Below are 19,587 nucleotides of genomic sequence, written 5' to 3' on the forward strand. Positions count from 1 at the left end.
GCACATGGGTGCTTCGTTGGATCTGGTGGATGTCGACTCCTTGCTGAGTGCGGAGGAGGTTGATGTTCGGGGGGCTGCGCGGCGGTTTGCGGATGAGCGGTTGCGGCCGTCCTTGCCGGAGTGGTTCGAGGCGGGGGCGATTCCGGCGCGGGAGCTGGCAAAGGAGCTCGGCGCGCTCGGGTTCCTCGGGATGCACCTGACCGGGTACGGGTGCGCCGGCCTGGGCCCGGTCGCGTACGGGCTGGCCTGTCTCGAGATCGAGGCGGCCGACTCGGGGATGCGGTCGCTGGTGTCCGTGCAGGGCTCACTGGCCATGTACGCGATCTGGAAGTACGGCAGCGAGGAGCAGAAGTCCGAGTGGCTGCCCCGGATGTCCGCGGGTGAGGCGATCGGCTGCTTCGGGCTGACCGAACCTGATTTCGGCTCGAACCCGGCCGGCATGCGCACGAACGCGCGCCGCGACGGCGCCGACTGGATTCTGAACGGTTCGAAGATGTGGATCACCAACGGCTCGATCGCCGACGTCGCGGTGGTCTGGGCCCGGACCGACGACGGTGTGCGCGGCTTCGTCGTACCGACGTCGACGCCCGGGTTCTCGGCGCCGGAGATCAAGCAGAAGATGTCGCTGCGCGCATCCGTCACGTCCGAGCTGGTGCTCGACGACGTACGGCTGCCGGAGTCCGCGATGCTGCCCGAGGCGCGCGGCCTGTCCGGCCCGCTCGGCTGCCTGAACGAGGCCCGGTTCGGCATCATCTTCGGCGCGATGGGCGCGGCGCGGGACTGCCTGGAGACCGCGATCGCGTACGCCGGCGAGCGGATCGTGTTCGACAAGCCGCTGACGGCGTACCAGCTGACGCAGGCGAAACTGGCCGACATGGCGGTCGAGCTGAACAAGGGCATCCTGCTCGCCGTCCACCTCGGCCGGCTGAAGGAGAAGGGCACACTGCGGCCCGAGCAGGTGTCGGTCGGCAAGCTGAACAACGTGCGTGAGGCAATCGCGATCGCCCGCGAATGCCGCACGATCCTCGCGGCGAACGGCATCAGCGGCGAGTACCCGATCATGCGGCACGCCAACAACCTCGAGTCCGTCCTCACCTACGAGGGGACGTCCGAGGTGCACCAGCTCGTGATCGGTCAGGCGCTGACCGGGCAGTCCGCGTTCCGCTGACGGCTGTATCCGCTCGGCCCGCGCGGGGCTAGGCTGCCGCGGGTGAATGCGCGGGCTGGGTTGGTCACTGCTGTTGTCGTCGTCCTCGCGGCCGTCGGGTTCGTCGTCGTACGCCAGGCCGGCGGGAGTGACGACGTACCCACTGCTGGTGGGACGCTGGCGGCCCTCACTCCCACACCTACGCCAACGCCCACGCCACCGCCCACGCCTTCGAAAGCGAGCGCGACGCGGACTGTCGACCCGGTCGCTCAGCTGCTCGCCGCGAAGCAGCGGGTCGTCGCCCAGAACCCGCTCTACCGCGTCGGCCGGCTGCCCGCCTCGCGCTGCAAGGAGCCGTCGGTCCGGCCGACCTCGGTCGCGAACGTGCGGAGGTACTACACGGAGTACATCCGCTGCCTCGACAAGGTCTGGAAGCCTGTCATCGAGAAAGCCGGCTTCACGTTCCTGCCGCCGCGTCTGGACGTCTTCACCGGCAAGACCCGCACCCTCTGCGACGTCCAGGACTCCGCCGCGTACTGCGGCAGCGGCACGATCTCGATGAACGCCACGTTCGACATCGACAACTACCGCAGGTACAACAAGCTCTGGGCACGCACGACGATGGCGCACCTGGTCGCCCACGAGTACGGCCACCACATTCAGCATCTGATCGGCATCAGCGACGCCTCCGCAACCCGGACGAGCTACCTGAAAGGCGTCGACGCTCCGCTGCTGGAGAGCCGGCGCATCGAACTCCAGGCGTCGTGCCTCAGCGGCGTCTACCTCGGCGCCGACCGGAACTACTTCCCTGTCGCCGGCTCGTGGCGGCAGCGCTGGCTCTGGACCATCAGCCACCGTGGCGACGAGTGGGGCACGCAGCGCGACCACGGCAGCAGCAAGAGCCACAGCCGCTGGACGCGCCGCGGCTTCGACACAGGTACGCCGGCCGCCTGCAACACCTTCACCGCATCGGCCGCCAGCGTCGCCTAGAAGGTCTTCAGCAGGTACTCACACGGATCGTTGTGCGTGCGTACGACGGTCCCGTCCGCCGCCTGCTCCGTCCAGTGGTCGAGCACCCGGGGCCCTGCCCACGGTTCGTACCCGAGCCGCTCGTACAACGCCCACGCCCGGTGGTTGTCCGGTTCCACGGCCAGCCCGATCGCCGACCGGTTCCACTCCCCCGCCGCGATCGCCTCCGCGGCGCGAATGATCGCCGTACCGACGCCTTGTCCCGGGACTTCCGCGTGCAGCGCGTTGATCTCGGCCGGATCCGCGTCGGCGCGCACCTCGTCGTACTTCGACCGCCGGAGCAGGATCGTCTGCCCGACGATCTCGCCGTCGCGCCGCGCGAGCAGGTACACGCCGCCGTCGGACTGTTGGATGTCCCAACGAGCCCGGATGTGGTGCTGCGCCCACGGTTCGCCCTCCAGCGCGCCGACCATCTTGTCGACGTCGGCGCGGGTTGCGGGCTCGACAACTATTTCGCGACCTCCGTCGCCCGGGACTCCCGGACGACGGTCACCCGGATCTGACCGGGATAGGTGAGCTCCTCCTCGACCTGCTTGGCGATGTCGCGGGCCATCACCTGCGCCGCGATGTCGTCGACCGCGTCCGGCAGCACCATCACGCGGATCTCCCGGCCGGCCTGCATCGCGAACACCTTCTCCACACCGTCGTGGTGCATCGCGATCTCCTCGAGCCGTTCGAGCCGCTGCACGTACGCCTCCAGCGACTCGCGCCGCGCACCCGGCCGGCCACCGCTCACCGCATCCGCCGCCTGCGTCAGCACGGCCTCGACGGTCCGGACCTCGACCTCGTTGTGGTGCGCCTCGATACAGTGCACGACGTCGTCGTTCTCGCCGTACTTGCGGGCCAGCTCGGCGCCGACGATCGCGTGACTGCCCTCGGACTCGTGCGTGAGCGCCTTCCCGATGTCGTGCAGGAACGCGCCGCGCTTGCACAGTTTCGGATCCAGCCCGAGCTCGGCCGCCATCATCGAGGCGATGTGCGCCGACTCGACCAGATGCTTCAGCACGTTCTGCCCGTACGACGTCCGGTAGCGCAGCAGCCCCATCGTCCGGATCAGCTCCGGATGCAGGTCGGTGATCCCGACATCGGCCATCGCATCCTCGGCGGCCCGCTGGCACAGCTCGGCGACCTCGCCCTTACTACGCTCGTAGATCTCCTCGATCCGGCTCGGGTGGATCCGGCCGTCGAGCACCAGCGAGTCCAGGGTCAGCCGCGCGGTCTCCCGGCGTACCGGATCGAAGCAGGAGAGAAGCACCGCTTCCGGGGTGTCGTCGATGATCAGGTTCACGCCGGTGGTCTGCTCGAACGACCGGATGTTGCGGCCCTCGCGACCGATGATCCGGCCCTTCATGTCGTCGCTCGGCAGATGGACGACCGACACCACCGACTCGCTCGTCTGCTCGGACGCCAGCCGCTGCACCGCGCCGGTGATGATCTTGCGCGCCTTCGTCTCGCCCTCGTCGAGCGCCTGCCGCTCGATGTCGCGGACGATCGTGTGCGCGTGCCGCTTCGCCTCGTCCTCGATCGCCGCGACCAGCTCAGCCTTCGCCTGCTCGGTCGTCAGGTTCGCGACACCCTCGAGAATCCGGCGGCGCTCGTCCTCGAGATCCTTGATCTCCTGCTTGCGCAGGTCCAGCTCGGCCAGCCGCGCGGTCAGCTCGGTGTGGCGTTCCTCGATCCCGCGGTGCTGCTCGTCGAGCCGCTCCTCGCGTTCGGTCAGCCGGTGGTCGCGACGCTCCATCTCCAGCCGCTGCTCCCGCAGGTCGTCCCGGATCGACTGCGCCTCCGCTTCGGCCTCCCGGCGTACGTCGGACGCCCGCTGCTCCGCGTCGCGCCGTACCTCGGACGCCCGGTCCTCCGCGCCGCGACGGATCTCCTCGGCGCGCTGCTCGGCCGCCTCGGCACGCGTCCGCAGTACGGCGGCATCCTCCTCGGCCTGCCGACGGACCAGCTCCGCCGCGGACTTCGCGCCCGCCTGGAGCTGAGCCGCCTCCCGTTGAGCTGCCTCGAGGTGGGCAGCTTCGAGTTGGGCAGCCTCGAGCTGGGCGGTCTCGCGCTGGGTCGCCTGCTGCTGCGAACTCGTGGCGTCCACAGCCTTCCGGCGGGAGAGAGTGAGGCCGATCCACGCCAGTAGTCCGGCGATCAGCAATCCGATCAGGGCCAGGCCAACGGACATAGCGGTCATCGGCGTCTCCCCTCTCCTTCGAGTCCCACGCGGGAACTGTGGCCATCGGTCGAAGGGATCAGCCACCCGGCCGTTCGGTAAGGCGTCACCGGGGTACGGCGGTGCCGGCGCCACCCCTGCTGAGGCGGTACCGGTGCTGCCACTTCCGGCGATGCCGACGGTGCTGCTGCGCACTCGCTGCCGATGTGCTGCCAGCGTGCTCGCGGTCCGCGAACCCCCGTCCGCCGACTGCAGGGACGCCGCATCCGCAGCCGCCCCGCGTTGCTTGCTCACCGTGCGTCGCCGGTCGAACCCTCGGAGACCACGATGGCCCCGCTCGTGTCCTGTCTGGCTGCTGCCGTTCAGGTATTACGTGCGGCGCCGTCTATCCGACAGCGTTTGTACGACGCCGTCGTCCTTCCTTCAGCTCGGTCGAGCGTGGTTGCGTTTTCCCGGCCGGCCGGTAGTTTCACCAACCCGCCGTTCCTCATATCCGCCACCGTACCGGTGGATTCATCCCTTCCTGATGCCGAGGCTAAGCGCGCCCCACCACCCGGTCAAGACGGACACTCGTCGACGGCACCGCCGATCTCGCGCCACACCTCCACAAGACCACCTCGCGAGGTGGTCTACTCCGGATTCCCCAGCCGTGTGCCGTCAGCTCGACCAGACCAACTTCAGCGGTCGAGCTGACCGTCCGTGGACCTGGGTCGACTAGCTGCCCTGGGTCCCGGTTCGCCCGTCCGACGTGCCGGCCGTCTCCGCCGACTCACCGGGGGCCGCTTCGGGTGTACCTGCCGACGCGCCCGTCCCGGAAACAGTCCCCGTGGACTCGGATGCTGCTTCGGGGCGCTCGGGCGCCGTGGAGGATTCCGCTCCCGCCGGGCTCGGGGTCTCTTCGGAGCGGCCCGGGGCGTCTTCGGCGTTCTGCTTGTCGACGAAGCCGCCGACCTTCTGCTGGACTGCGTCGACCTTCTCCGCGTACTTCCCGCCGGTCTGCTTGTCGATCAGGTCGCCTGCCTTCTCGACGCCGGCCTTGATCTTGTCCGGGTTCTGCTTGACGACATTCCGGAGCCAGTTCTTCGCCTGTTCCTGGAAATCGTTCATTGCACCCTCCGCGGTGTCTGGGGCGGATCGACGGAAAATCCCAGCCTACGGACCGGAGCAAATACCGGTCCTACCTCGGATAACACACCGTCACGCCGCACCCGTCAACGCCCCTCGCCGCAGCCCGCCCTCCGAACCCACGTCACCCTCCGTAATATCCGGAGGTCACCGGGTGGCGAGCGGGGTCGCGGGCTAGCTGTTTCCGAGGTGCGCCTTGGCCACATCCGCCGGCGCGTGCACCAGCCAAGCGTCGAGCAGGGCGTCCTTCAGGACGGTCTCGGATACCTCGTCCAGCTGAACGAGTACGGCGGCGTACCCGTCGAAATGCGGGATCGTAAAGAACCCGTCCCCGGCCCGCGCCTGCAGCACAGCCTCCTTCTCCGCGAGGTCCTCAACCACCAGCGCGAGAATCGGCCCGCTCGGCGGCGTCTCGTCCCCAAACCGCTTCAGATCCGCCTTACTGAACGGCCGCTCCCACGCATACGCCTTCCCCCCAACCTTCCACGTCCGCGTCCCATACCGAGTGGCCTCCTCGGTCCCCGGCAACCCACCAACCGACCGCTCAACGTACTCGAAGCTCACCATGCCGCCGACGCTACTCCCGCCGTCACGGGACGGCCGGGCATTCCACGCCCACCGACCGTCGACCCCGGACCCCAATGAACCTCTCGAGGACTGGACCGCAGACGACCTAAGCAGGTCGACCTGGCGCCGCCCAGAGCCAAGGGCCGGCGCAGCGGGTGAATCCGGCGTGCAGGTAGAACTCAGCTGCCGCTTCGTCGACGGCCGAGACAAAGACGACTTCGGCGCCCAACTCTCCTAGCCAAGCTCTGCACCGTGCAAGCAAGGCCGCTCCCGTTCCGAAGCCACGGCTGGCTGGATCTACTACGAGCTCCTCAACAACGCCGTACGGCTCGTGTCCGTAGTCGACGAAGGTCGCCACGAGGAGCCCGAGAATTTCGTCGTCATCGCCCGCAACGAAGGTCTGCGCCCGCTGACGAATCTTCGGCAAGGTTGTGGAGTCTGCTCCGTTGCCGTGCAGCTCGCGCAACAGCCGCCGGATCCCGGCCCGATCCTCGACCGTGGCCTCACGAACCGCTGGCGACCCGTTCGTCATTCAGGTTCTAATCCGGACGGATCAAGGAGCGGGAACTCGTCGTGCGAAGCGTCCAACTCCTCCTTCACGATGCTCATCGCCATCCCACCCGGATACCCCTTCCGAGCGAGCATCCCGAGCAGCCGCCGCATCGCCACCTGGCGCTCCAGCGAACGCATCGACCGCAACTTCCGCCGTACCAGCTCGCGAGCCCGCTCCTCCTCCTGCTCAGGCTGCAGCTCGTCCAGCGCGTCCCGCGCCAACTGGTCGTCCACTCCACGCCGCCGCAGCTCCTGCGCCAGCGCACGCTTCCCCAGACCCCGTCCGCGGTGCCGCGACTCCACCCAGGCGTTCGCGAACGCGGCATCGTCGATCAGCCCGACGTCGGTAAACCGATCCAGCACCGCATCGGCCACATCGTCCGGGATCTCCCGCTCAGCCAGCAGATCAGCCAACTCGGCCCGCGTCCGCGGTTGCCCCGTCAACTTGTCCAGCAAAATCGTCCGAGCGACCGAATACGGATCCCCCGCCGCCCCATCGACCTCCGGATCCCCCGTCCCCCGAGGCTCCTCCCCCACCGGCCGCTTCCCCCGCCGCCCAATTCCCCCACCACTCCGCCGCCCCCGCGCCGACCCATCCCGCGCCCCCGCCTCCGACCGCGAGCCCCCAGCCCCAAACCCACCGACCACCGCCTCCGCGGATGCACCACGCCCCGAGGCAGCCTCTCCACCGAACGCACCGTCACCCGATCCCCCGAGGGACGCATCAGCACGTGCGTCCACGGGCGCATCTGTCGACGCGTCCGTGAGTGCGTCCGTGGGTGCGTCGGCGCGTCTGTCCACGGGAGCATCCGCAAGCGCCTCCGCGAGTGCATCCGTGGATCCGTCAGCACCAGCGTCGGAGGGCGCATGGAAGCGTGCGTCTGTGGATGCGCCGGCGCGAGCATCTGCGGGCGCGTCCGTGGGTCCACCAGCACGAGTGCCGGCGGGCAGGTCGCTGACCTCGGAGGCAGGTGCCTCGTCGGATGCTGCGGTTGACGTACTGGGGCGAGGTTGGTTCGTATGGCGGGCGGACGGGCGCGATGTGGTGCCCGGGGCGGCAGGCGACGAGTCGTCGGCAGAGGGACCAACCGGGTCTGCCCACGGGTCGAAGGCGTCGACCGTGCCGAGGTCGTCGCGCGAAGCCGATGTTGTCGGCTGAGCTGACGACGCAGGTGCGGGGACGTCGTCCGCGAAGGCTTGGGCTGCGGCTCGGCGTGCGGCGGCTTGGTCCTTGGAGGTCCGGACGGTCTGCTGGTCCTCGTCGCCCCAGGGGTCTATGGGGTCGGCGGTTCGTCTGATGGAGCTGGTGCGTCGCGTTGTGCTCCGCTCCGACTCCCCGCTGTCCAGGAAGTCACCGGGGTCGTCCCACGGGTCGACTGCGCTCGAGCCGCGACTCCGACCGCCACGACTTCCTCGCCTCGAACCACCGGATGACCGTTCGCCCTCACCAAGCGAACTGCCGGACGACCCGTCGCCGTCAGCAAACGAGCTGCGAGAGGAACCGTCGCTCTCACCAAACGCACTTGCTGCGCTGCCCGCACGGCCCCGCCGAGCGCCACTCGACGAGGGCGCGGAGCGCGAGGTATCGCGCTCCGCAGCTACCTGCCGCGCTGAGCTCCGTCGGTATGACGTGCGCTCGGTGGCAGGCGGGTCCGCGGGTTCGCCGGTGAGCGGCTCCGCGGTGGTCGCGGATGCGTTCGCGCCTTCGGCCAGGAGTTTGCGGGCCAGGGCGAGGCGTTCGTCGTGAGGGAGAGACAGCGCCGCGGGGGCAGCGTCGTCGGCAGCTGATGGCTGCCGGGAGACGCTGCCGCCCGCGGAGGGTCGGTCAGAAGTCGACATCGACCTCGGCCGCGGCCTCGCCGGCCGGCTGGTCAAGGGTCGGGCCGATGCCCATCTTCTCCTTGATCTTCTTCTCCAGCTCGTTGGCCAGATCGGGGTTGTCGCGCAGGAAGTTCCGCGCGTTCTCCCGGCCCTGGCCGAGCTGGTCGCTCTCGTACGTGAACCAGGCGCCGGCCTTGCGGACGAAGCCCTGGTCCACACCGAGGTCGAGCAGGCTGCCCTCGCGGCTGATGCCCTGGCCGTAGATGATGTCGAACTCGGCCTGCTTGAACGGCGGGGCCACCTTGTTCTTCACGACCTTGACGCGGGTCCGGTTGCCGACCACGTCCGTGCCGTCCTTGAGCGACTCGATCCGGCGCACGTCCAGCCGCACCGAGGCGTAGAACTTCAGCGCCTTACCACCGGTCGTCGTCTCCGGGGAGCCGAACATGACGCCGATCTTCTCGCGCAGCTGGTTGATGAAGATCGCGGTCGTGTTGGTCCCGCTGACCGCGCCGGTCATCTTGCGCAGCGCCTGGCTCATCAGGCGGGCCTGCAGACCGACGTGGCTGTCGCCCATCTCGCCCTCGATCTCGGCCCGGGGCACCAGCGCGGCCACCGAGTCGATCACGACGATGTCGATCGCGCCGGAGCGCACCAGCATGTCGGCGATCTCCAGCGCCTGCTCACCGGAGTCGGGCTGCGAGACCAGCAGCGCGTCGGTGTCGACGCCCAGCTTCCGCGCGTACTCCGGGTCGAGCGCGTGCTCGGCGTCGATGAAGGCAGCGATCCCGCCGGCGCGCTGCGCGTTCGCCACCGCGTGCAGGGCGACCGTCGTCTTACCGGAGGACTCCGGGCCGTAGATCTCCACCACCCGGCCGCGCGGCAGACCGCCGATCCCGAGCGCGATGTCGAGTGAGATCGAACCGGTCGGGATGACCTCGATCGGCGGCCTGTTCTGCTCGCCCAGGCGCATCACCGAACCCTTGCCGCACTGCCGCTCGATCTGCGTCAGCGCGGTCGCAAGCGCCTTCTCGCGATCGGCCGCCGCGCGCTCCGCACTCGCTACACCCGCCATGTGACTGCCACCTGACCCATCTGATAATCCGGGGCCGCCACCGGCCGCCCGAAGGAACTTTGTTGTCGCCAGAGAAGGTATTCGTTGCCTCCGACAGTTTTCGCCGCGACTTCGAATCTGTGGACAACTCGGCCGTCCAGACACCTTCCGAGCACCAAAGTATCCCGAACACGTGTTCGAATCACAACTGACACGCCGAAGGCTGTTCCGGCAACCATCCTGACCCAGCCGATCCTTACTCTTGCGGACGTGACCGACCGTCCCGACATCCCCGATTCCGCCGTGGTCCTCGCGATCAGCCGGGTCGAATTCGGTATCGACATCGTGCTCGACGCGCTCCGCTCGCAGGACCCGTTCGGCATCCGCAGCTACCTGACCGAGTACTCCGACCAGGAGAAGCCCAACCTGGCCGAGAAGGGCCTGATCCTCGCGATCGACCGGCTGCTGCAGATGAAGGTGCCCGGCCACGAGGAGTGGCCGACGCTCCCGCTGGCCAAGCGCTGCGACTGGTGGGTCGAGCGCCTCGGCGGGTTCGCCGCGGTCGTCGCCGGTCTCCCCCGGCTCAGCGGTGCGGCCGCCGACCGGCTGCCGATGAAGGACACCCTCGGCGCGGCCGTGCAGGCGATGGTGATCGGCGCGGTCTGCCGCGAGTACGGCGTGGAAGCGCACGCCGACCGTACGTCGATCATCATCCGCGTCCTCACCGACCGCCCGATCACGCCGGACGAGGTCCTGAAGTACGACGACCCCGAGGTCGCCGGCAAGGACGTCTCCGAGCAGCTGGGCCTCGACGAGGTCTCCAAGGACATGGGGTTGCGCAAGGGCGTCCGGCTGGTCTGGCGACTGAGCAAGCTGTTCGGCGGACTCAGCGAGGTGTTCGAAGAGCGCCCGCGCGGCAGCCTGGGCGCCCGGTTCGTCGGGAAGCTTCCGGGCGTCGGCGTGGTCGGCGGCTTCTTCGACGAGCGCAAGGGCATCAAGAAGGCGGCGTACGAAGCAGCGGATCTGCTGACCACCAGCGCATTTCGGGTCAAACCGGTGTAAAGGGCTGGGACCTGCCATCGCGGTACTGGGATGATCTCCCCATGACTGAGATCGTCATTGCGCGGCCGGACGACACCTGGCCTGCGCAGTACCAGAAGACCGCACAGGTCATCAGCGGGCTGCTCGGTGAGCTGGCCCAGCGGATCGACCATGTCGGCTCCACCTCGGTGCCGGGTCTGCCCGCCAAGGACATCCTCGACATCCAGGTGACGGTAGGCACCGAACCGGATCTGGACGACGTCGCCGAGCGGATGGCCGCCGCGGACTGGGAGCTCCGCCCGCCGCGGCGTGACCACCCGGTGCCAGGCCTGCCCGCGGACGACATCCAGTGGGTGAAGCGCATGCTGGTCGAGCCGATGTACCGGCGCCGGGTGAACCTGCACATCCGCGTGGCAGGGCGCGCCAACCAGCGCTACGCCCTGCTGTTCCGCGACTACCTGCGTGGTCATCCGGAAACGGCGCGGGCGTACGCCGTCTTCAAGGAGCAGGCCGCCGCGCTCCGGCTCGGGATCGGCGACTACACCGATCTCAAGGACCCGGTCTGCGATCTCATCTACCTACCGGCCGAGGAGTGGGCCGCCCGCACCGGCTGGACAATCTGAGGACTGAACCAGTTCCCGTGCGGGCAGGAGGACGCACGGTGAGCGCAGTACTACCGAGTGGTCGTTGACCCTGTCTGACGCAGCCTCCACGCTGGTTCGGAGGACGTCGTGATCGGTCCGGCGTGCGGACAGACGTCTCTCCAGGGGGCGTGGTTCGGGTGGGCGGAGTGGGGCGGCTGGCGGCGTTGCCGTGCGGCAAGGTGTCCAAGTGGATCGTGCTGGCACTGTGGATCGTCGCAATAGGCGTTTCCTTCAGTCCAGCGGGCAAGCTGACCGGTGCGCAGGAGAACGACGCTGTCTCGTGGCTGCCCGGTAAGGCCGAGTCCACCGAGGTCTTGAAGGCGACCGAGCAGTTCTCGTCCCCGGACGAGATTCCGGCTGTGCTGGTGTACGAACGCTCGTCCGGCATCACTCCCGCTGACCAGCAAGCGGTCGCCCGACAGGTGGCGCAGTACGGCGACCTGCAGGACGTCGACCGTGACGTCGTCGGGCCGATCCCGTCGGAGGATCGCAAGGCACTCCAGGTGCTCGTACCGATCAACGCCGGCTCTGGAGGCTGGGAGACCATCGGCGCGCGTGCCGATGACATCAGGCGGATCGCGGCGGACCGGCCCGACGGGCTGTCCTTCCACGTGACCGGACCGGGCGGATTCGCCGCCGACTCGCAAGAGGCCTTCGCAGGGATCGACGGCAAACTCCTGTACTCCGCTGCAGCCGTAGTGATCGTCATCCTCCTGCTCACCTACCGGAGCCCTGTGTTGTGGCTCCTGCCACTCCTGTCCGCAGGTGCCGCCCTCTTCGCGGCACAGGCCGTCATTTACCTCTTGGCGACCCGAGCGGACCTGACCGTCAACGCCCAGAGCGCAGGCATCCTGACAGTCCTTGTGTTCGGCGCGGGGACGGACTATGCCCTGCTACTGGTAGCCCGCTACCGCGAGGAACTCAGGAGACACCGGGACAGGCATGAGGCGATGGCAGTCGCTCTGCACCGGTCCGGCCCGGCGATCTTCGCATCAGGATCCACAGTGGTGGCAGGCATGCTCTGTCTGCTGTTCGCCTCGATGAACTCGACCCGCGGGCTCGGTCCGGTCGCAGCAGTCGGCATTGTGATCGCACTGCTCGCCATGCTGACCTTGCTGCCCGCACTGCTCGTCATCTGTGGTCGTTGGGTGTTCTGGCCGCTCCGTCCGACGTACGGATCGGATGACCACACCGAGAGGAGCGTGTGGGGTCGCATCGGCCGACGGATCGCCGTACGGCCGCGGCTGACCTGGATCACCACGTCCGTACTCCTGGGCATCGCCGCCCTCGGCGTCCTGACACTCGACGCCAACGGGCTGTCCAACGAGGAGTCCTTCGTCGGTACGCCGGACTCCGTGGCCGGAGAGAAGATCGTGGCCGCCCACTTCCCGGCCGGCGCGGGCAACCCACTGGTCGTCGTGAGCAAGGCTGACAAGGCCGCGGAGGTCCGTACGGCGATGTCCTCGACGCAAGGCATTGCGGCGGTGGCGGAGCCCCGGGTGGCCGGCGGACTGGCGTACCTCGAGGGGACCATGACCGACGCGGTGGACACGCAGGCCGCGAAAGACACCGTCGATCGCGTACGGGTGTCCGTCCACGCAGTGCCGGACGCCGGCGCGCTCGCCGGCGGTGGCGCCGCGATCCTGCTGGACACGCAGCGGGCGTCCAATCAGGACAACAAGCTGATCATCCCGGTGGTGCTCGCGGTGGTGCTGGCGATCCTCGCACTGTTGCTGCGGGCACTGGTCGCGCCGGTGATGCTGGTGGCAACCGTCGTACTGTCGTTCGGCGCGGCGCTCGGGATCAGCTCACTCGTGTTCAAGGCACTCGGCTTCGGAGGTGCGGACACCTCGTTGCCGCTGTTCGTCTTCGTCTTCCTGGTCGCCTTGGGCATCGACTACAACATCTTCCTGATGACGCGCGTGCACGAGGAGGCGAAGACCCACGGCACCCGGCGCGGAGCGCTGATCGGGGTGGCCGCGACCGGTGGGGTCATCACGTCGGCCGGACTGGTACTGGCCGGGACGTTCGCGGTGCTGGCGACGCTGCCGGTGGTGGCTTTCGCGGAGATCGGCATCGCGGTCGCGCTCGGCGTACTGCTCGACACCATCGTCGTCCGCGCCGTGCTGGTCACGGCGCTGAACCTGGACATCGGCCGGCACCTGTGGTGGCCGAGCCGACTGGCCCGTCAGCGCGATCCCGAGCCGGCCGACAGCCTGCCTGAGGGTGAGTCCACGCTCACCAGAACCTGATCGAGTGGGTCGGCTGTTCAGCGTTCGCTGGCGGGGAGGTTGAGGTGCTTCCACACGGCCCGCCAGACGAACTTGGCGGCCTCACCGTCGGCCAGGGCCTCGACGACCGTGCGGCCGCCGAGCTCCTGAACCACCTGGGTCTCTGCCCAGGTCCGTGCATACGCGGGCCCGAGATGGTGATCCATCCGAGCCCAGAATTCCGTCAGTCTCATGCCTGCCCGTCATCGTCCTTCGGCGGCGGTCCCCAACCGCCCTGCTGCCCCTGCTGAGGCGCCGACGGACCACCTTGCTGGCCCCAACCACCCTGCTGCTGCGGCGGCTGCTGACCGTAACCCTGCGGCGGCTGACCAGGCTGCTGACCTGGCTGCTGCCCTTGGCCGGGCTGCTGTCCCCAACCACCGGGGCCTTGCTGAGGCGGCTGCTGCGAGCCCCACTCCCCTTGTCCCTGCTGAGGCTGCCCAGGGTACTGCTGCTGACCAGGCTGACCAGGCTGACCAGGCTGACCAGGCTGACCAGGCTGCTGCCCCTGCGGCGGCTGACCCGGGTACTGCCCCGGCTGACCGCCGTACTGCCCTGGCTGTCCCTGCTGACCGCCGTACTGACCAGGCTGCCCGGGCTGGCCGCCGTACTGACCGGGCTGGCCCGGGTACTGCCCACCGGGACCCTGCTGGCCGTACTGCTGCTGACCGAACCCAGGCTGCCCCGGGTACTGCCCCTGGCCGCCGTACTGACCCGGCTGGCCCGGGTACTGCCCCGGGAACTGCTGGCCGTAGCCCTGCTGCCCCTGCGCCTTGCGGCTGCGCAGAATGAAGAACACCGCCGCACCGATCGCCAGCAGCACGAGCACGATGATCAGGATCAGCGCCCACATCGGGAACCCGCCACCGGCCTCGGAGGTCAGCGAGATCTTCCCGAGCTTGTCGACACTGTCGTACGTCGCCGTCCGGCCGCTGATCTTGGCGCCGCTGTCGTGCTCGAGGATCTTGCCCGGCATGGTGATCTTGAAGTTCACCTCCGGCTGACTGCCGGACGGCAGGTTGCTGCCCAGGCTGTCGGCCTCGACCTTCAGCGTGACCTTGTCGCCGTCCTTGGTGAGGGCGATCCCGTCACCACTGGAGCCGCCCATGTCGGAGAACGGCACGTTCTGGAAGGTGCAGTTGGAGCCGACGTACTTGTCGTCCTCGTACGACTTGCACTCGACGCCCTTGGTGGCCGTCGATTTGACGCCGGTCTCGATCTGCTGCCGGATCTTGTCGAGGGACTGGCCGCTGGACTGCAGCAGCTGCTTGTCCACCCCGAGCTTCATGGTCCCCGAGACCGTCTCGTTCGACCCGACCTTCAGGTCGGCGTCGAGCTTGACGCACCCGGTCAGCCCGACCAGGCAGGCCACGACGACGAGGGCTGCACGTACGCGGTTCATCATGGCGCCGATCATTCCAGACGAAGGGGACAACCGGCGCACCGGACGGAAAGCGCGTGCTCACGGTGGGCGATCGGGCGGCTCGTGAAAACTGTCGGCGGGACCCGGCAAGATGGTCGGCGTGAAGAAAACCAGCGCGTTGAGCCGGTTCTCGCCCGCGACCCGGGCGTGGTTCGGCGACGTCTTCGAGGCGGCCACCCCGGCCCAGCTCGAGGCGTGGGACGCCATCACCGCGGGCCGGGACGCGCTGGTGGTCGCCCCGACCGGCTCCGGGAAGACGCTGGCGGCCTTCCTGTGGGCGCTGGACCGGCTGGCCACGACACCGCCGCCGGACGATCCCAAGCTGCGCTGCCGCGTGCTCTACGTGTCACCGCTGAAGGCGCTGGCCGTCGACGTCGAGCGGAACCTTCGCGCGCCGCTGATCGGTATCCGGGAGACCGCCCGCCGGCTCGGTGAGGCGCCGATCGACGTCGAGGTCGCGGTGCGCTCGGGCGACACGCCGGCCAATGAGCGGCGACGGTTCGCGACGCGGCCGTCCGACGTACTCATCACTACTCCCGAGTCCTTGTTCCTGTTGCTGACCTCGCAAGGCCGGGAGTCGCTGCGCGGCGTCGAGACCGTCATCGTCGACGAGGTGCACGCGGTCGCCGGGACCAAGCGGGGCGCGCATCTCGCGCTGACCCTCGAGCGGCTCGACACGCTGCTGCCGCAGCCGGCACAGCGGATCGGCCTGTCGGCGACGGTGCGACCGGTGGAGGAGGTCGCGCGGTTCCTCGGCGGTGAGCGCCCGGTGACTGTCGTGCAGCCCAAGTTCACGAAGCAGTGGGATCTGAGCGTCGTCGTCCCGGTCGAGGACATGGCCGAGCTGGCCGCGACCGAAGTGGAGACGTCAGGATCCGCGGCCGGTCCGCAGCAGCATGCGTCGATCTGGCCGCATGTCGAGGAACACGTCTTCGACCTGATCAGTCAGCACAGTTCGACAATCGTCTTCTCGAACTCACGCCGCCTGGCCGAGCGACTGACCGCCCGGCTGAACGAGATCGCCGCCGAGCGCGCCGAGCTCGAGCTCCCGGAGCTCGGATCGCCCGCGCAGCTGATGGCACAGTCCGGTGGGTCGCTCGCGGCCCCGCCGTTGATCGCGCGGGCGCACCACGGCTCGGTCAGCAAAGAGCAGCGGGCACTGATCGAAGCGGATCTGAAGTCCGGGCGGCTGCCCTGCGTCGTGGCCACGAGCAGTCTCGAGCTCGGCATCGACATGGGCGCCGTGGATCTCGTCATCCAGGTCGAGGCGCCGCCGTCGGTGGCCAGCGGACTGCAGCGCGTCGGTCGTGCGGGTCACCAGGTGGGAGCGATATCGCGCGGGGTGCTGTTCCCGAAGTTCCGCGGCGACCTGATCGACACCGCCGTCGTCGTGCAGCGGATGCGCGACGGCCTGATCGAGAGCTTGCACATCCCGGCCAACCCGCTGGATGTTCTCGCGCAGCAGATCGTGTCGATCGTGTCGCTGGATTCCATCGACGTCGACGAGCTCTTCTCGCTGGTACGACGCTGCGCGCCGTTCGCGACCCTGCCGAGATCGGCGTACGACGGGGTGCTCGACATGCTCTCGGGCCGGTACCCGTCGGACGAGTTCGCGGAGCTGCGGCCGCGGATCGTGTTCGACCGGGTCAGCGGTGAGATCTCGGGCCGGCCGGGCGCACAGCGGCTCGCGGTGACGAGCGGCGGGACGATTCCGGATCGCGGGCTGTTCGGGGTGTTCCTGGTCGGCGAGTCGACGAACCATCGGGTCGGTGAGCTCGACGAGGAGATGGTGTACGAGTCGCGGGTCGGCGATGTGTTCACGCTCGGCGCGTCGAGCTGGCGGATCGAGGACATCACGCACGACCGGGTGCTCGTCTCCCCCGCGCCCGGGCAGCCGGGCAGGTTGCCGTTCTGGAAGGGCGATGCGGTCGGGCGGCCGGCGGAGCTCGGCGCGGCAACCGGCGCGTTCGTACGCACGATGGCGTCGCTGCCCGCGGGCAAGGCGATCCAGCGCGCACGGACCGCAGGCCTGGACGAGTACGCCGCGAACAACCTCGTCTCGTATCTCGCCGAGCAGCGCGACGCGACCAGCCGGGTGCCTGACGACGTGACGATCGTGGTCGAGCGGTTCCGCGACGAGCTCGGCGACTGGCGGGTGTGCGTGCACTCGCCGTACGGCGGTCAGGTGCACGGCCCGTGGGCGCTGGCGATCGCCGCCCGGCTGCGGGATCGCTACGGGATGGACGCGCAGTCGGTGTCCGGCGACGACGGGATCGTGCTGCGACTGCCGGAGACGGACGAGGCGCCGCCGGGCGCGGAGCTGGTGTTGTTCGATCCGGCGGACATCGAGGATCTGGTGACCACCGAGGTCGGTGGGTCGGCGTTGTTCGCGGCGCGGTTCCGGGAGTGCGCGGCGCGGGCCTTGCTGCTGCCACGGCGCAACCCGGGACGACGGTCACCGCTGTGGCAGCAGCGGCAGCGCGCCTCGCAGTTGCTGAGTGTCGCGAGCAAGTTCGGGTCGTTCCCGATCGTGCTCGAGACGCTGCGCGAGGTCCTGCAGGATGTCTACGACCTGCCGGCGTTGAAGGACCTGCTGACCGGGATCAGTGAGCGCCGGATCTCGGTCGTCGAGGTCGAGACGTCCGAGGCATCGCCGTTCGCGAAGTCGTTGCTGTTCGGCTATGTGGGCGCCTTCATGTACGAGGGCGACAGTCCACTCGCCGAGAAGCGTGCCGCCGCGCTGGCGCTCGACCAGAGCTTGCTCGCGGAGCTGCTCGGGCGGACCGAGCTCCGGGAGTTGCTCGACGCCGAGGTCGTGCTGCGGACCGAGGCCGAGCTGCAACGCCTCGCCGAGGACCGCCGTGCGCGGGACGCGGAAGGCCTGTTCGACGTCCTGCGGATCGTCGGTCCACTGTCGTTGCCGGAGGCAACCCAGCGCTGCGTCGACGGTTCGGATGCGGAGTCCTGGCTGACGTCGCTCGCGGCCGCACGGCGCGTCGTCCGGGTGCGGATCGCGGGCGAGCACCGCTGGGCGGTCGTCGAGGACGTGGCCCGGTTGCGCGACGCCCTCGGCGTGCCGCTGCCACCTGGCGTCGCGGAGGCGCACGCCGAGCCGGTCGCCGATCCGCTCGGCGACCTCGTGTCCCGGTACGCGCGGACACACGGACCGTTCCGCGCGATCGACCTCGCGACCCATCTCGGGATCGGAGTCGCGGTCGTCACCGACGCACTGCGACGGCTGAGCGCGGCCGGCCGAGTCGTCGAAGGCGAGTTCCTGCCCGGCGGGATCGCGCTCGAGTGGTGTGACAGCGAAGTCCTCCGGCTGCTGCGCCGGCGCTCGCTCGCCGCGTTGCGAAAAGAGGTCGAGCCGGTCGATCCCTCCGCGTTGGCGCGGTTCCTCCCGGCCTGGCAAGGCATCACGAGCAGCCGCGGCCGCGGGTACGACGTACTTCTCGGCGCGGTCGAACAACTCGCGGGATGCGCGGTGCCGGCGTCGGCGCTGGAATCGATCGTGCTGCCGTCGCGAGTGCCCGGGTATCAGCCGTCGATGCTGGACGAGCTGACCGCGACCGGTGAAGTGGTGTGGGCCGGCTCGGGTTCACTGCCCGGGACGGACGGATGGGTGTCGCTGCATCTGGCGGACAACTGCGACCTGACACTGCCCGACCCGGATCCGGCGTTCGAAATCGGCGAGACGCATCAGGCGGTGCTGGACGCGCTGTCCGGCGGCGGTGCCTTCTTCTTCCGGCAGTTGAGTGACGTCGTCGGATCCAGTTCCGGTGCGATCGACGACGAGACGCTGGTCGGCGTTCTCTGGGACCTCGTCTGGGCAGGGTTCCTGACGAACGACACGTTGACGCCGGTCAGATCGCTCGTCGGCGGCGGTCGCGGCAGTCACCGGACCCGCCGTGCGACCCCACGCGCCCGTCCGGGACGCCCGGTCCGGCCAGGACGGCCCGCGATGCCGTCACGCAGCGGTCCGCCGACGGCCGGTGGGCGGTGGTCGTTGCTGCCGGACCGAAGCTCGGACGCGACCAGGCGCGCGCATGCCGCGGCCGAGACCCTGCTCGATCGCTACGGCATCGTGACGCGGGGTTCAGTGATCACCGAGCGGACGCCAGGTGGATTCGCGGCCGTCTACAAGGTGCTGAGTGCCTTCGAGGAGTCCGGCCGGTGCCGCCGTGGGTACTTCGTCGCAGGGCTCGGAGCAGCGCAGTTCGCACTGCCGGGCGCAGTCGATCGGCTGCGGGCACTCGCCGAGCTACCGACGTCGACGAAGCCCGACGGACCGTTCGGTCCTCCGGGACGGTTCGGGCCGGGTGGCGCACGGACCGGCGGTGCAGCGCGCGGCCGGAAGGACGAGGAGCTCAACGCGCGCGCCGTCGTACTGGCAGCGTCCGATCCGGCCAACCCGTATGGCGCTGCGTTGCCCTGGCCCGAGCGGGAAAGCGCCGGCGGTCATCGTCCTGGCCGGAAGGCGGGCGCTTTGGTCGTGATGGTCGACGGACAGCTGATCGTGTACGTCGAACGTGGCGGGCGGACCGTGCTGAGTTTCACGGAGGATCCAGATCTGCTGCAGCCGGCCGTTGACGCGTTGGCGCTGTCGATCCGGGACGGTCAGCTCGGCAAGCTCAGTGTGGAGACGGCCGACGGAGAGCAGGTTCGCCATACCGCGTTCGGGGACGCATTGGCCAAGGCCGGCTTCCACGCCACGCCACGCGGTCTGCGGCTCCGGGCCTGAAGTAGTCGG

General features: G+C 69.1%; 15 protein-coding genes. 6 read left to right on the plus strand and 9 right to left on the minus strand.

The annotated features are described in order from the left end of the window. Positions 1–4 precede the first annotated feature (4 nt). Positions 5–1,168, plus strand: coding sequence for an acyl-CoA dehydrogenase family protein (locus E0H92_RS15865; protein ID WP_131496774.1), 1,164 nt, complete (start codon positions 5–7; stop codon positions 1,166–1,168). Between the two features lie 42 nt (positions 1,169–1,210). Then, positions 1,211–2,137: a neutral zinc metallopeptidase gene (locus tag E0H92_RS15870; protein ID WP_165549806.1), complete on the plus strand. Its 927-nt coding sequence runs from the start codon at positions 1,211–1,213 to the stop codon at positions 2,135–2,137. Here the strand turns inward: E0H92_RS15870 and E0H92_RS15875 are convergent. From E0H92_RS15875 to recA, 7 genes are all read right to left on the minus strand, one after another. Beyond that, positions 2,134–2,589 carry a GNAT family N-acetyltransferase gene (locus E0H92_RS15875; RefSeq protein ID WP_131496776.1) on the minus strand — a complete coding sequence of 152 codons (456 nt, stop codon included), beginning with the start codon at positions 2,587–2,589 and terminating at the stop codon, positions 2,134–2,136. The genes E0H92_RS15870 and E0H92_RS15875 overlap by 4 nt on opposite strands. 35 nt (positions 2,590–2,624) lie before the next feature. Then, positions 2,625–4,361 carry a ribonuclease Y gene (rny, locus tag E0H92_RS15880; protein WP_131496777.1) on the minus strand — a complete coding sequence of 579 codons (1,737 nt, stop codon included), beginning with the start codon at positions 4,359–4,361 and terminating at the stop codon, positions 2,625–2,627. A 693-nt stretch (positions 4,362–5,054) separates the two neighbouring features. After that, entirely contained in the window at positions 5,055–5,447 is a 393-nt protein-coding gene (locus E0H92_RS15885; protein WP_131496778.1) for an antitoxin, read from the minus strand. Positions 5,448–5,639: 192 nt separating this feature from the next. Then, positions 5,640–6,032: an MmcQ/YjbR family DNA-binding protein gene (locus E0H92_RS15890; RefSeq protein WP_131496779.1), complete on the minus strand. Its 393-nt coding sequence runs from the start codon at positions 6,030–6,032 to the stop codon at positions 5,640–5,642. 106 nt (positions 6,033–6,138) lie between these two features. After that, positions 6,139–6,564, minus strand: coding sequence for a GNAT family N-acetyltransferase (locus E0H92_RS15895; protein ID WP_131496780.1), 426 nt, complete (start codon positions 6,562–6,564; stop codon positions 6,139–6,141). Then, the gene (locus tag E0H92_RS15900; protein ID WP_238173447.1) at positions 6,561–7,028 is read right to left on the minus strand and encodes a regulatory protein RecX; all 468 of its coding nucleotides are present in this window, start codon (positions 7,026–7,028) and stop codon (positions 6,561–6,563) included. Before E0H92_RS15900 ends, E0H92_RS15895 begins: the two co-directional genes overlap by 4 nt. A gap of 1,381 nt (positions 7,029–8,409) precedes the next feature. After that, positions 8,410–9,480 (minus strand): recombinase RecA, encoded by a 1,071-nt coding sequence (gene recA / locus E0H92_RS15905; protein ID WP_131467840.1) that lies wholly within the window; start codon positions 9,478–9,480, stop codon positions 8,410–8,412. Between the two features lie 249 nt (positions 9,481–9,729). Between recA and E0H92_RS15910 the strand changes: the two genes are divergently transcribed. The 3 genes from E0H92_RS15910 (at position 9,730) to E0H92_RS15920 (ending at position 13,396) form a co-directional block, all read left to right on the plus strand. After that, positions 9,730–10,521, plus strand: a complete 792-nt coding sequence (locus E0H92_RS15910) for a hypothetical protein (protein WP_131467838.1) — start codon at positions 9,730–9,732, stop codon at positions 10,519–10,521. A 41-nt stretch (positions 10,522–10,562) separates the two neighbouring features. After that, positions 10,563–11,123, plus strand: a complete 561-nt coding sequence (locus E0H92_RS15915; RefSeq protein WP_131496781.1) for a GrpB family protein — start codon at positions 10,563–10,565, stop codon at positions 11,121–11,123. Positions 11,124–11,281: 158 nt separating this feature from the next. Next, positions 11,282–13,396 (plus strand): MMPL family transporter, encoded by a 2,115-nt coding sequence (locus tag E0H92_RS15920; RefSeq protein ID WP_131496782.1) that lies wholly within the window; start codon positions 11,282–11,284, stop codon positions 13,394–13,396. Positions 13,397–13,413: 17 nt separating this feature from the next. Here the strand turns inward: E0H92_RS15920 and E0H92_RS15925 are convergent, their stop codons facing one another. Together E0H92_RS15925 and E0H92_RS15930 are read right to left on the minus strand one after the other, a co-directional pair. After that, entirely contained in the window at positions 13,414–13,608 is a 195-nt protein-coding gene (locus E0H92_RS15925) for a DUF3046 domain-containing protein (RefSeq protein WP_131293249.1), read from the minus strand. After that, positions 13,605–14,819, minus strand: coding sequence for an LppM family (lipo)protein (locus tag E0H92_RS15930; protein ID WP_131496783.1), 1,215 nt, complete (start codon positions 14,817–14,819; stop codon positions 13,605–13,607). The genes E0H92_RS15925 and E0H92_RS15930 overlap by 4 nt, the downstream gene beginning before the upstream one ends. Before the next feature lie 109 nt (positions 14,820–14,928). Between E0H92_RS15930 and E0H92_RS15935 the strand changes: the two genes are divergently transcribed. After that, complete coding sequence (locus tag E0H92_RS15935) at positions 14,929–19,578, plus strand: ATP-dependent helicase (RefSeq protein WP_131496784.1); 4,650 nt, start codon at positions 14,929–14,931, stop codon at positions 19,576–19,578. The last annotated feature ends 9 nt before the right edge of the window (positions 19,579–19,587 follow it).

It is taken from the genome of Kribbella speibonae (assembly GCF_004331375.1).
Classification (GTDB): domain Bacteria; phylum Actinomycetota; class Actinomycetes; order Propionibacteriales; family Kribbellaceae; genus Kribbella; species Kribbella sindirgiensis.